The following is a 13,776-nucleotide window of genomic DNA, read 5'->3' on the forward strand; positions in this document are numbered from 1 at the left end:
CAAAAATTAAACACCCTGAGCAATCCAAGTAACTTTTGATCTCCGCAAAAATTAAAATTCTAAAAAATCGTCTTTTTATTCCCATCAATCCCTGATTTAGATTCGAAATTCACTTGACCTAAAGCTAACTTGAGCTTTGATACTCAATAGTCTCAATCTCCAGCATGAAGTTATAGCGATGAATCTAATCAACACAGCTATATTTGAAATAATGAATCCAGATGAGCTTTATGACCCTCGTCCCAATGGCTATAGTCATATTACCGTTGTGCCACCGAATCTTCGCACCATTCATATTGCAGGCCAAGGTGGTGAAAATAAAAATGGTGAACTGTCAGAATATTTTGACCAACAGGTACAACAAGTCTTCTATAATATTCAACACGCCCTAGCTTCAGTCCATGCGCAAATTACGGATATCGCGGTTTTACGCATTCTTATTGTGAATCACAGTGCTGAAAAACATCAGGCTTTGATTCAAATCATGCAAAAGTTATGGAAAAAACACGCTTTCCCAGCATGTACCCTGATTCCTGTTCCTCGTTTGGCATTGGAAGGCATGCAAATCGAAGTTGAAGCAACTGCCTATACCGCATAAATCAGTGATCGAGAAAATTATGTCTGCCCCCCAAGATATTAGTCAGAATAGAACCTTATTATGGTTTATGGCTGCAGCATGTGGTTTATGTGCAGGTGCCAACTATTATAGTCAACCGCTGATTCATTCCATTCAGCAGTACTTTGCTGTGACCCAAGGTCAAGCTGCACTGACGGTGACCTTTGCTCAAGTGTCTTATGCATTAGGCTTATTGTTTATTGTGCCGATGGGTGACGTAGTTAATAAAACCAAGTTCATCCCTCTACTGATGGGATTATGCGCTGTAGGTTTATTTATCAGTGCATTCTCAGTCAATTTGCCAATGCTTTGGTTTGGAACCGTGATGGCCGGACTATTCTCAGTTGCAGCACAAGTTTTGATTCCACTTGCAACCATGACGGTAAAACCAGAAAAAACGGGAGAAGTAATTGGCTTCTTAATGAGTGGATTGCTAGTGGGTATTTTACTTTCAACCAGTCTGGCAGGTTTATTTTCGAATTTATTCCACTGGAAAGTTATTTATGTCGTCAGTGGCGTACTGATGCTGATCTTGGCCTACGCATTAAAAAGCCGTTTGCCATATGCTATGCGTATGAAAATGAATTATGGACAAGTCTTCGCCTCAATGGCGCAGTTGTTAAAGCAAGAGAAACGTTTGGTATTACGTGCGCTTGCGGGCGGTTTTGCTTTTGCTGCGGTCAGTATTTTATATTCTACTATTGCTTTACTACTCACCTCAGCACACCATCTTCAAGATCTTTTAATTGGTATGGTGCCTTTAGTTGGGATTTTTGGCGCGCTCTCAACACAGTACGTTGGTAAATATGCCGATCAAGGCTATACCAGCCAATTGACTTGGGTAGGCTGTGGCTTATTTATCGTGAGTTGGATTTGTTTCTATTTCGGACAAAGCGTCTTGTTCAGTTATATCCTAGGTTTTGCACTCATCCAGTTGGCACTAGCCTTAGTCCATACCAGTAATCAAAGTGTGATTTTCCGTTTACGCCCTGATGCGAAGTCTCGTATCAATGCGATTTATATGACGGCGTATTTCACTGGCGGTGCGTGTGGTTCGGCTCTAGGAATTTTTGCCTGGAATCACGGTGGATGGAGCATGACCTGTTTAGCAGGAATTAGCCTCGTTTTTGCATGTATGCTGTTTAGCCTACTTGATTACCTGCTGAATAAGAAAAATAGCATCCTAAGCACATGAATACTGATTCTCATCTCTAAAGACTCAAACTTTAGAGATGAGCGCTGTTTGTAAAATAGATCTAGAGATAATGTCTATTTAGTTCAATGATATTATAAGTAGAAGTCCTCAGACTTAGATCAGATACTCAGCTCCAATCTCAAGATTCAAATTATTATGATGTGTAACATAAAATCAGAAAGCAGTTCTACAACCACATGGAGCCACTCTAAGAGAATTTAAGGCTATGACGTATAACTTATAATGAATAGCAAAGATAAATTGGAAATATTTTTATTTAAAAAATCAAATCAGCATTCGCAAGTACCAAACATATTATAAATAAAATGCATTGGAGCACATTCAGGATAGACATCAACATTCAGCACTTTTGATACTTTTCCACTTGCTAATACTGTAATGAGATTGCCACGCTTACTTAAAACGACACCTCTAATAATATTGGTTTCAATATGTTCAAAAAATCGATTGATATGATTTTTATTTTTATAAAAATAAACCCGCTGCCCAGCTTTAATCTTTTTATGGTTAGCTCTTTGATATAAACCACATTCTTTACAAACCCACTTTTCCATTATTGCATCTCGAAATTTTAGCTATGAATTTCTGAACGGCACTAATGTGCGACCCGAAGTAATAGATGAGGTTTTTAGATCACACCTCCCCTATTTTGCTTAGAGCAAGATTATGAATAGGTTAAATAAGAGGGAATATCATCCAATGATATAAATCACGTAGTGCAATAACGATTTCACTGTAGGGGTTCGACTACAAAGCTGAAATATTCCTCAGTGATTAGAATGATCATTTTTTTTAATTTTAATTTGTCATCCATCCCCTACAAACATTTACGGCTTAGATTCAAAATAAAGACTTAAACCTGACAAATTAATTATCCACTTCCGATAAAGAAAACACCCTATTTCTACTACCATTCACTCCAAAATTGAAAGCCATAACCAATTGAGTTATTGACTCATTGGGTTGTTTATTTGGAAGTTTTATCATGCCCAGAATAGCACTCGCCCTTAGCTTAATATTATATTTTTTAATGACTTCATTTATCTTTGCAAGCTCTACAGGGGAGATTTATTTTCATGGTGCAGTTATCGAGGAATCTGATTGTCAGGTTTCGCAAATAAATCACAAAATGCAGTTAGATTGTTCAAGAACAGACCATACCATATCGGAATCTAAGGTTTTATCTGACTCAGAACTAAAATATCTAGATGAAGAGAACAATTTAGCGGTTATGTTCCTCACCTATCATTGAATGCGATCTCCATAAATGCATCGCCTAAATCGATTCAATCACCTAACTAAAGCAATATTTAAATCAGCTGTTAATCTGCTTTTCCATGGGCAATAAAATCTTCTATTGCATTGTTGAGCTGCATAACAAGCTCTAACACTTGACTAGATCTTTGACAAAGCAATTCAAAATCTGCCGTATTTTCAGCATAATTTTCAAGTTCACGACAATGTCTTTCAACACCTGATGCACCTAAAATCTGTGCCGCTCCAGCCATACGGTGAAAACAGTGAGCTAAACCAGCATTATCTTGCTTCTCAATCAGTAAACGCGCCTGTTGTATATCTTTCATATTTTCATTGTGAGTTGTTAGCAATAACTGATGCAACAGCTCAGTATTATCATTGACTAAATGACGTAAAGCACCCAAATCAACCAGACTCGCCAATTGCTTCTGTACTGGTTTATTTTGAACAACATGCCGAAATACTGTATTCAAAAGTGTTTCTAGTTGTGCGAGCTGTAATGGTTTAAATAGACAATCGTCCATCCCCGCAGCCAAATAACGCGCACGCTCTTCGGCTTGAGCATTTGCGGTGAGCCCAAAGATCGTCACTGGCCTGTTTCCTTCCTGACGTAACAACTGTGTCAAGGTCATTCCATCCATAACTGGCATATTGCAATCAGTAATTACTAAATCAAAATCATGTTTACGCCATAGCTGTAAGGCTTGCTCGCCATTCTCAGCTTCCATCACAAAATGTCCCAAGCGCGTGAGCTGAGATTTGAGTAATAATCGATTCGCAGGATGATCATCAACAGCAAGAATACTCAACGGTTGCATACGGTCTGCTATCGCTATAACGCTCTCAACTGATACGGGTTGAAATTGACGGTGTTCAACCGGAAGATGCACTGTAATATGCGTTCCTTTTCCTTGCTCGCTACTTAGCGTAATGACGCCACCCATCATTTTGACCAGTTGCATACATATTGCCAGCCCCAATCCTGTACCCACTTGCATTTTCCCAGCATCAGATTGCTTATAGGGCGTAAATATTTGCCCTTGATCTTCTTTTGCAATACCGACACCAGTATCGGAGACAACCAGCTCCAAAATCATATGTTGATCTTTCTTACGTAAGCATTTCATCCCGATCTCAATCGAGCCTTGCTCTGTAAATTTGATCGCATTGCTAATTAAATTAGAAAGCACCTGATGCAAACGCATCGGATCAATAAATATTTCATCTGGATGCCGGACATCAATATGACTAGATAAGGTCAAATTCTTTTGCCGTGCTAGTCCTTCAAATACGCGTACTATAGGCTGTACCAACTCATCAAAATCAGTCCATTTTGGCGCTAATTCGAGTTCTCCAGACTCAATTTTAGCCATATCTAAAATTTCACCAATTAAATCCATAAGTGATTTAGCTGACTCATAGGCAACTTGTACTGCTTCCATATCATTTTTAGTAAACGTTTTATTGGTCACTGTAAGTTCAAGTAAACCAATAATGGCACTGATTGGCGTACGGATCTCATGACTCATGGTCGCCAAAAATGTACTCTTAGCCCGACTTGCCTGTTCCGCCCTTTCTCGCGCAGACGACAGTTCGAGTAAAAGTGCCTCATGCTCAGTAATATCCTGCCAACTACAGATAAACCCAACAATTTCTCCATTTATCCCCATGTAGGGAACTGCCTGATGGATGATTACACTCATCTCATCACCATTCTTAATCGTATAACGATGTCTTAATAACGGTGATCCATACGTATCATTAAGCATCTCTTTTAGAGTCGAATATACGATCGCGAGCGGGTGCAAAGATGAGGTCAGTGCCAATGTGTCTAAATGCTTTTTGTCTAACTTAAAAAAATCCTCCCAAGCCTGATTGCGGCTTAGAATATTTCCATCTCGGTCAACCACATAAACTGGCACCAGCATACTATTGAATAATGTTTCTCTAAATTCGACCTGTTCCTTTAACTTCAATTGTGCTTTTTTACGTGTACTCATTTTTTTTCGTAAGTAGTAGTTCCAGCTCAACGAAATCAGGACTAAAGCAACAAAGATCCCTGCCAGCCAATAAAACTCCCGACGATATACGGTCCATGTATTCAACTTAACGGGAGGCGTTCCTTGCCACTTATACGCGATCATTGAAATATCTCGGGGTGAGATATCTGCTAAAGCCTTGTTGAGAATACTGTACAGTTCAGGTTCATCCCGTTGTACAGCAAAGGATATATGCGAAAGATTGTCTCCTATTCGAGTGGCGATCTTGAGCTCATGACGGAAATAATAATCAATCATATAATTGGCGCCAATCAGATTATGTACGGCTCCATCTACTTTTTTCTCTTTAACCCACTGCATTGCCAAACTGGCATTTTCAGCTTTTACCAATTTAATATGCGGATATTCTTTTTTTATCCATTCCCATAAGGAATTACCTGGTGTAATTGCCAAACTTTTAACATCCGATAATCCTTTCGGTGCTGTCGTACTATTTTTGACGATCAAGACAAAAGGAGGCTGAATGTAAGGACGAGTAAAGATGAGTTGTTTATCTCGTTCATCACTGTAACTCATTGCAGCAATGAGATCGCCTTCATTTTGGCTCACTTTCTGGAACATCTCTGCAACGCTATCGGCTTCAACTGCCTTAAAATGTATGCCTGTGCGTAAATGAATCAACCGCAGCACATCCGCACTAATCCCATAAAATTGTCCATTTGCATCCAGCATGGTAAATGGTGCATAGAGCGGATTGATAACAACATGTACTTCTCGATTTTGGTCTAACCAACGCTGTTCCCGTTCGGTCAGTGCTAAGCGTGATTGGAACTGCCATAAATCAGAGCCTGAGCTCCAATGATGTGAAATCGCTTTGCGCTGTGCTGTTGGAATAGCCGCCAAAACCGTATTGACTATATGTGGTAAAACCGTCTCATCGGTTCGAAATAAAAAATGTGGACCTGTTTCTTCAGTTGACAAGATTTTAGCGACTGATAACAAATTATCGTAATTGCGCTCAATCAGGTAACTCACCATAGCAAAGCTACCAATGAAATAATCATTATTCCCAAACGCCACAGAAGATAATGCTGTTGCAGGTGAAGCATACCGTACCGCCTTCGCCTGAGGATAATATTTTGCAACCCATTCATCAGACAAAGAATCATTCAGCAAAGCGATCCGTATATTCTGAGGTTTTTTTAAATTTTGTGTTAGAACTTCTTCTCTGCTGACCAGTGCAATCGCATCTGGTGTAAAAGGAACACTCGCCTTAAAATCTGTTTCATCCGTAATATCATTGGCATAGTCAATCAACATATCGACCTGCCCCTGATTCAACCCATCAATTGCAGCATCTCGATCTGGATAACGTAGAACCTTGACACGAACCCCTAAAGAATGGGCAATGAGCAAAGTATAATCAGCAGCGATTCCTTCAAAAATATCGGGCTCTAATAACAACGCAAAAGGGGGATTTTTCGGGTCATAGACGGCTACTTTTATTTCTTGTTTTTTCCCGAGCCAACGCCAGTCTTTATCATTTAATTCAAATTCAAGCTGAATCGGTGCTTCCCGACTGAAAACTTTCATCAGTTGCGGGGACTCTGCCCGTACAGCACCGCAAAACAGGCAGAACACTACACAACCAAGTATCCACAGTTTTGGCATATGATTCCTTAGACCAAATGATTACGCTGGGCAAAGTCATACAACTCCATCATATTTTTTAGCTCAAGCTTTTGCATCATGCGACTTTTATAAGTACTCACCGTTTTATCACTGATATGCATAAGTATACCGATATCAATCACCTTTTCGCCTTTGGCTAAATAAAGGAGTACCTGTAACTCTTTGGATGAAAGTTCAGCAATTTTATTCTTTTCAATATCAGGATCAGTTAAGGTCGCATCCGCAACATGAAGACGCGCAAGCGCGCGCGGAAAATAGCCATAGCCTCCGCGTAGTGCACGAATCGCATCATGAAGTTCAACCAATTGATTTTTCTTACTAATAAATCCATCGGCACCTGCACTCGCACAGCGTTTGATGTAATGATCATCATCTTTGCCACTGAGCATCAACATACCGCCTTGGTAACCGTTTTTACGCAAGCGCTGAACAACCTCAATACCATTCAAGGATGGCATATCAATGTCGATGACAACTAAATCAGGCCCAAGCTGCTTAATTAAAGAAACCGCATCCAAACCATCCCCCGTTTCTGCAAGTACGGTCATACCTTCTTTTTCTAAAAGCATTCGAACAGCCAACCGTGCAACGGGATGATCATCTACAATCAATGCGTTATGCATATCTTTCCTTTAATATTTATAGGTAGATCTTGTCAAAGTATAAATTTATGTAAAAAAAACCAATGAATTACGATGCTAATTTTACTACAGTGCTCGATACATAATTGTATTTCTTTTACTACATATCTATCCGCGTAAGGTCGCATCCCAGCGACCTTTGCTTAATCCCGACAAATACTTTCTCGAATAAAAAGCATGATTAAAATGGATATAAATCAAATATTTTTATAATTTTAAGGCTTAATTTTTTTGAAATTCGAAATATAGAAATAGCATCTCTTTTGATTATAAAACTTTGAGTCATGGCGATTAGATTGCTTAGAATTTACTCTATGCCATTTAGTTTTTATTTAAACATAATAATTTTAGACCAAGAACAATCAACATGCTGAGCACATATACACAAGAGAAAAATTTGACGCGTAATCAAAAAGATAGATTTAGGAATTCCACGTTAACTGCTGCACCATGAACACAGAAAATGTAATAAACATGATCAGCAGCAAGGCACCTGAATAACTTATTACGCCTACTAGCGCAAAAATAATTGATATCACTGTTATTGTAGTCGATAGAGTCAAGCCTAAACTTAATGTGCTCATTTGGAAATCCTCACATAGAAATAGAATATATAAAAGGGTCAGCATGACTCTGCTTTCATCTTTTTCGAGTGATGATCCGTCTAGAGCATTCAGACATTAGAAGTATGGTTTAATGCGGCTTAGATTGATGCCAAGCATGTTGGATTTTTTTGTAAGGTTGAAATTCTAATACTGTAGTCCAAGCCCTACATAAATAATATAGTGCCTAAAGTTAGATGCCCAAACCATCAAATATTGAAACACAACCGAAAAGGCTAAGCGCTTTAAGATTCAAGCCATACAGAGGATAATTGGTGAATTGATCACAAAACTCGTATAATGCTGCCCTTTCTTTGCTTGTCCACATCCGAGAACTGTTTATGCAACCACTTGAATCATTAAAGCCACGTATTTCCGTCGCGCCAATGATGGACTAGACAACATTTCAAAATTTATTCTTATTATCAGTGGTTTAATTCAATAATAAAAAGCACGGTGCAAATACGGTGCAAAATAACTATCGGTCCTATTATTCAGAGGACTCCATTTTTTCCTGAACAGCTCTATGCGTCTTCAAAAACATTTTTGGCAACTCTACATATCCCATCATTGCACCATTTGGTTCTTGAAGACCTAATGCTTCTGAAAAACGCTCACGCCAAAACATTTCTAAGTCACCACGTTGATAAAGTCTTGGTGGATGCATGTCTGGATCTAATAGTCTAAAAAACAGTTTAAATAATTCTTCGGTATGCATGACAGATCTCCAGTAACAGTACAGAAAATATATCAGATGTAGAGATCACACACATATATATGACAGCAATGGCCAACGTTGGGAAAAGGCTTTTTTAATGTGATTTTGAAGTTTTTGAAAATTTCGGGTGAGAAAAAAAAGAGGTTAGAAAAGTTAGAAAATTATAAAACAGTATTTAGATTATTGATTTATATAGATTAATTACAAATTTAAAAAGGTTAGAAAATGGTTAGATTATGGTTAGTTCTAACCTCTAAAAATGGTTAGAAGTTCTAACCTTTTATATTATTGTTTTATATATATATTTTAACTTTTATAACTTTTTTCTAACCGCTTCTAACCTTTATATGGTTAGAAATTAATTTAATAAATATCAGATACTTAAATATTAAAAACCTTTCATTTTACTGTTTCTAACCTTTTTTCAGCACTATTGTTTGAGTTGAAGAAACTTTTGATAAATCGAAAGTTGTAGGCATTCATAGAATTCCTGTTGAATTATGTAGAACTGTTTTTTTGGCATTCGGCTGTGTCATGCACCGCTACTGATGTGGCTTAGACAACCATCGGTCATGGTCACAAATCTGTTGAATATTCGACACATTTACTGGGCAGGTGAGGTGGGGGGTCAACCGCCCGGCTTGAACTGGATTCTGTACTTTTAGAAACTTTGGCCAAAAAAAAGCCCTCACACATGGAGGACTTTTATTTTCGTGAAAATACTGTGATCAGCTTTGTTTATCTGGCTTCACTTGCTGTGGCCATGCCTGGTCTAATCGTTCTGCATCAATTGCGTGTCCATCAGCTGCTGCTGCGATTGCTCCACCACGTTCTGCCATTGTTTGGAGTACGAAGTTGCAGGTCTTTCCATATTCAATGACGGCTTCATCGGTACCTGAGGACAAACGTTTGTTTGTATCACTGACCTGCTTTGACAACCGGTCAACAGCCAAAGCACTGTCACTGGCAGCAGCCAGCGCAACTTGTAAGTTTTTATTTGCATTTCGTTCTGACTCCAGAAGATCTTGTGACCATGCCTGCTCTACTTCATGCACTTCATTCGCATGTTGAGACGCAACCAAATCACGTTGGGTTTCGGCCAAAGTTTTTTGTGATTCAAGCAAATCAATTTGATGTGACTTACTTGCACAGCTGGTGACTGAAAATGCCAAAGCGATGGCCAAGGCAGCCATCACGATGAATTTCCAATTTTTAATTGCCAAAGCAATATTCATTATTGTTTTTCCTGTTTGAATTGAAGTTGATGAAACTCTTTGAAGCGGATGATCTGATCACCTGCCCATTCGTTCACTGTGTTAGCGAATAAATTTTGAAGTGGAACAATTTCGGAATACCAATAGGCTTCACGTGCTTCACTGATGGATCCGAAGCCACCTGCATTGGATGGAATGATTCCAAGAAGTTGTGGCGGTGTACGTTGGGATGCAAGAACGTCATCACGTGTGACGTTTTTAATATTTAAGAATTCATCTTTGGCAGCCAATTCACTGATTGGAATCAATTGCAAACCATCTTTTTTTCCACCAGGGGCATGAAGGAATAAATTGCGGAAGTTCCCTGGACCACGTGAATCTTTCATGGCCTGTTTTAGACCTTCCACGTCATCGTCATCAATGCCTGAATCAGTCATGTATAAGATGAAGCCGGCATGAGATCCATTGTTGTAATACTTGCGACGGAATAAAGTGGCTGATTCATTCAGCCAAACCGATTGAAGTGCAGCGATATATTCAGGCGTACCATAAATTTCTTGATCAACATCAATGCCCTTGATGTGGCAGACGGTACCAGGTTTAAAAATATGTTCTTCAAATCCATTCAGCAGCTGTAAAAATTCATCAGGATTTTTCATGCGTCTGGTGTACTTGGCCATGAGCCCATCATAGTGATGTGGTTCATTCAAACGATTGTCGATCCGTTGCAAGTAACCATTACCAAAAACCAAATAGTCAAAAGCAATGCGTTCAAACTCAGATGAACTGATCAATTTATTTGGCGTGAATGACGACACCAGTTGATTCTTTTTATAGAACACTGCAGTCGACAAATAAGGCATTGCCTTAAATGATTTTGCCAAAGCATTCATACTGATATGTGGTTCGTAATAATTGCCACACAGCCATGTTTCATAGAACTGTGATAAGTCACGGCCATTCATCACCGGTTCAGCATCACCAAATGTAAATGCCTGCACTTTGCTGTCGGACATTAGTAAATCTCCATAGAGGATTTTTTAGATTTTGTTTGGTCATCAAGGGTTAAAGGCTCATTGAATAAGGCGTGTAAAAGCGCCCATGCCAAATCACAGTGACCAACGTTTTCAGCACGTGATGCTTCAAATGTCATTTGTCTTTGTGAAGCCGTCAGTGTTTTTCTGATACCCATGAGTGAGACGGCAACGTCTGTGGATCCAGCATCAAATTCAAGACGACCTTTATTAATTACATCCATACCTTTCATAACCAGCTGATTTTTAATATCAACGCTATAATTGAATGTGGTTAGATTCGGGAAAAAGTCACGGACCAATTGCGCCACACCGGTACCCATACCAGTGGTATCAAGTCCGATATATTTGACGTTATATTTGGTCGTTAATTTTTTGATGTATTGTGCTTGGCTGGCAAAGTCCATGCCCTTGAACTGGTGATGTTCCAACAAACGGAACTTAGGATAATCAGGTTCAGGTGGTGCAATGACCACAAGCCCTGCACTGTCGCCACTTTCTGCTGGATCGTATCCAATCCATACCGGTTTATTACCAAATGGACGCAATGCCAATGGCTTAAAATCTTTGGACCATACTTCCCATGAATCGACCATGCACGGCTGAATGATCGACAGTGGAAAGACACTGTGACCATCATCAACAAATTCACACATATACAGATTGGCGAATTCTTCAGGACTGTTTTCTGCAATCAGTTCTTCAATATCGAATAGATCACAGCCTTGTCGTTCAGCATCTTGAATATTGACAATATGTCGCCACATCTTGTCGCCACACAAAGCACCGTCTCTTAAATTTGCATGACTGGTGTCGATCTCAATTCGATTTTCTTTGCTGCGACCTTTATTAAATGCGTCCCCTGTCCAGAAGGCATAGGCTTCATGGGTTTTGCTGGAAGGTGTACTGAAATAGGTCTTTTTATATTGTTTTTGGGCAGCCATTGCCGATGCCACTTTTTTCAAAGTTGCAAAGCCATGTACCCAAAAGAATTCGTCAAAATACAAATCGCCATGATATGACTGAGCTGTTTTTGCATTGGTACCCAAGAAAATCAGCTGAACGGTATTACCACAAGGCAATGTGATTGAAATTGGATCGCCTTGCAGATCCACTTCAATGGACTGCATGACAAAGTTTTTGATATACGTTTTAAAACCATGTGCCTGCGCTTTCGATGCAGACAAGAAAATCTGATTTCGACCAGTAGTAACCGCTTTGATCAATGCTTCACGTGCAAAGTAGAATGTTGCACCGATCTGACGTGATTTTAATAATGCACGGTTACGTTGTTCACGCGCACGGTACCAGACCTTTTGATATTCAAATAAGCCTTCATCAAAGTCTTCAAGAAGTTTTTCAACTTGTTCTTCAGTCAGTGCATTTGGCTGTTTTGGCTTACGTGGTCCAGCATTTCGATTTTTGAGTTTTGGATTCAGATCGGTTTCATTGCCACCGTCAGAATATTTATCGATTCTTGCCATGCGCTCCAGCTGACGCATGAGCAAATCAATTTCTTTGTAATCACCAGGTGTTTTTTTCTCAAGAATAATCAGTTTGATCAATTGAGCAGTTAAGGCTTCACCGACTCGACCAACAGGTGCATCTTTATCCCATTCATCACGTGTTTTCCAAGCATGAACATTTTTATCAGGTTCGTCGATGTGATCTGCAATCGAGCTGATTCGCCACCCCATCCAATACAAAAATTTTGCTAGAAGGCGTTTATCAAAGGTCAGATTTTGTGGGGTATTAAGTGCATTATCCATTGGCTCATTAAGCCAACACATGAGCTTTTATTCATTGCACTGATATTGTGAAATAGTGTTTATACAACCCACTTAGATTGAATGTTCTGGCTGTTCTTCCGATTCTGCTAACTACTTTAAATAGATTTTATCTATCGACATAGACACAGGATTCAGAAATGAAGAAATCCAAATTTTTCCGTGTTGCTGTTGCTGGATCCACGACTGATGGTCGCGTGATTGAAGCAACATGGATTCAACAAATGGCCAAAAATTACAATCCAGATACTTACACGGCATTGGGGAACCTAGAACATTTCCGCTCCATCAGCCCTGACAGCACATTTGGGTCGTATGCAAAAGTAATTGCATTAAAGGCCGAAGAAGTTGAAATCAATGGTGCTAAAAAATGGGCATTGTTTGCACAAGTTGATGCGTTTGATCAACTGATTGAATTGCATCAACGTGGTCAAAAGCTATTTACTTCTATCGAAGTGAATCCAAATTTTGCTGATACTGGTGAAGCATATTTGGTGGGTCTTGCATTTACAGATTCACCTGCGTCATTGGGTACTCAGATTATGGAGTTTGCATCAAAAAATCCTGAAGCAAACCCATTCGTCAGCAAAAAACAAGACAAAGACAATTTGTTCACAGCAGCTGAAGAAGCTGATCTCCAGTTTGAAGATGGCCAAGATGCACCAGCAAAAGGTCTATTTTCTAAAGTTTTGGATTGGTTGAAGCCACAACAAGAACAACAAGACAATAAAAATAAAGACCAATTCAAAGAAGTATCTGACTCACTTGAAGCAATTGCAAAAACCTTTGGTGAAAGTCAGACCAAATTGCAAAAGGTCAAAACTGAGTTTTCAGAACTTAAAACTAAGCATTCTAAATTGGAAACAGACTTCAATAATCTGAAAACCAAATTAGAAGGTGAAGAAAACCCAGGTACACCATCTGCACCTGAAAACACTGGCAACTTCTCTGAAAAAGTTGATTACTAAAATTCAAAACTTTTAAGTCAAATACTTAAAA

General features: G+C 39.1%; 10 protein-coding genes. 3 read left to right on the plus strand and 7 right to left on the minus strand.

The annotated features are described in order from the left end of the window. Positions 1 to 178: 178 nt before the first annotated feature. Together F909_RS15950 and F909_RS15945 are read left to right on the plus strand one after the other, a co-directional pair. A complete protein-coding gene (locus F909_RS15950; protein WP_032877670.1) occupies positions 179 to 598 on the plus strand; it encodes a RidA family protein in 420 nt (139 codons plus the stop codon). A gap of 19 nt (positions 599 to 617) precedes the next feature. Then, a complete protein-coding gene (locus tag F909_RS15945; protein ID WP_005146622.1) occupies positions 618 to 1,811 on the plus strand; it encodes an MFS transporter in 1,194 nt (397 codons plus the stop codon). 290 nt (positions 1,812 to 2,101) lie between these two features. Here the strand turns inward: F909_RS15945 and F909_RS15940 are convergent, their stop codons facing one another. The 7 genes from F909_RS15940 to F909_RS15905 form a co-directional block, all read right to left on the minus strand. Further along, on the minus strand, positions 2,102 to 2,386 hold the full coding sequence (locus F909_RS15940; RefSeq protein WP_005146625.1) for a hypothetical protein: 285 nt from the start codon (positions 2,384 to 2,386) through the stop codon (positions 2,102 to 2,104). A 768-nt stretch (positions 2,387 to 3,154) separates the two neighbouring features. Beyond that, positions 3,155 to 6,760, minus strand: a complete 3,606-nt coding sequence (locus tag F909_RS15930; RefSeq protein ID WP_005146628.1) for a transporter substrate-binding domain-containing protein — start codon at positions 6,758 to 6,760, stop codon at positions 3,155 to 3,157. A gap of 8 nt (positions 6,761 to 6,768) precedes the next feature. Beyond that, entirely contained in the window at positions 6,769 to 7,404 is a 636-nt protein-coding gene (locus tag F909_RS15925; RefSeq protein WP_005146630.1) for a response regulator, read from the minus strand. 1,110 nt (positions 7,405 to 8,514) lie between these two features. Beyond that, a complete protein-coding gene (locus tag F909_RS15920) occupies positions 8,515 to 8,742 on the minus strand; it encodes a hypothetical protein (RefSeq protein ID WP_005146633.1) in 228 nt (75 codons plus the stop codon). Between the two features lie 728 nt (positions 8,743 to 9,470). Continuing rightward, positions 9,471 to 9,977 carry a hypothetical protein gene (locus tag F909_RS15915; protein ID WP_005146636.1) on the minus strand — a complete coding sequence of 169 codons (507 nt, stop codon included), beginning with the start codon at positions 9,975 to 9,977 and terminating at the stop codon, positions 9,471 to 9,473. Beyond that, entirely contained in the window at positions 9,977 to 10,972 is a 996-nt protein-coding gene (locus tag F909_RS15910) for a phage portal protein (protein WP_005146638.1), read from the minus strand. Before F909_RS15910 ends, F909_RS15915 begins: the two co-directional genes overlap by 1 nt. After that, complete coding sequence (locus F909_RS15905; protein WP_032877741.1) at positions 10,972 to 12,759, minus strand: terminase large subunit domain-containing protein; 1,788 nt, start codon at positions 12,757 to 12,759, stop codon at positions 10,972 to 10,974. Before F909_RS15905 ends, F909_RS15910 begins: the two co-directional genes overlap by 1 nt. Before the next feature lie 158 nt (positions 12,760 to 12,917). Between F909_RS15905 and F909_RS15900 the strand changes: the two genes are divergently transcribed. Further along, entirely contained in the window at positions 12,918 to 13,745 is an 828-nt protein-coding gene (locus F909_RS15900) for a GPO family capsid scaffolding protein (RefSeq protein WP_005146643.1), read from the plus strand. Positions 13,746 to 13,776: the final 31 nt, after the last annotated feature.

It is taken from the genome of Acinetobacter sp. ANC 3929 (genome assembly GCF_000369405.1).
Lineage (GTDB): Bacteria > Pseudomonadota > Gammaproteobacteria > Pseudomonadales > Moraxellaceae > Acinetobacter.

Excerpts from the sequence above, each read along its gene's own strand:
- F909_RS15905 (WP_032877741.1), bottom strand. The coding sequence starts at position 12,759 with ATGGATAATGCACTTAATACCCCACAAAATCTGACCTTTGATAAACGC.
- F909_RS15915 (WP_005146636.1), bottom strand. The coding sequence starts at position 9,977 with ATGAATATTGCTTTGGCAATTAAAAATTGGAAATTCATCGTGATGGCT.
- F909_RS15900 (WP_005146643.1), top strand. The coding sequence starts at position 12,918 with ATGAAGAAATCCAAATTTTTCCGTGTTGCTGTTGCTGGATCCACGACT.
- F909_RS15940 (WP_005146625.1), bottom strand. The coding sequence starts at position 2,386 with ATGGAAAAGTGGGTTTGTAAAGAATGTGGTTTATATCAAAGAGCTAAC.
- F909_RS15950 (WP_032877670.1), top strand. The coding sequence starts at position 179 with ATGAATCTAATCAACACAGCTATATTTGAAATAATGAATCCAGATGAG.
- F909_RS15945 (WP_005146622.1), top strand. The coding sequence starts at position 618 with ATGTCTGCCCCCCAAGATATTAGTCAGAATAGAACCTTATTATGGTTT.
- F909_RS15930 (WP_005146628.1), bottom strand. The coding sequence starts at position 6,760 with ATGCCAAAACTGTGGATACTTGGTTGTGTAGTGTTCTGCCTGTTTTGC.
- F909_RS15920 (WP_005146633.1), bottom strand. The coding sequence starts at position 8,742 with ATGCATACCGAAGAATTATTTAAACTGTTTTTTAGACTATTAGATCCA.
- F909_RS15925 (WP_005146630.1), bottom strand. The coding sequence starts at position 7,404 with ATGCATAACGCATTGATTGTAGATGATCATCCCGTTGCACGGTTGGCT.
- F909_RS15910 (WP_005146638.1), bottom strand. The coding sequence starts at position 10,972 with ATGTCCGACAGCAAAGTGCAGGCATTTACATTTGGTGATGCTGAACCG.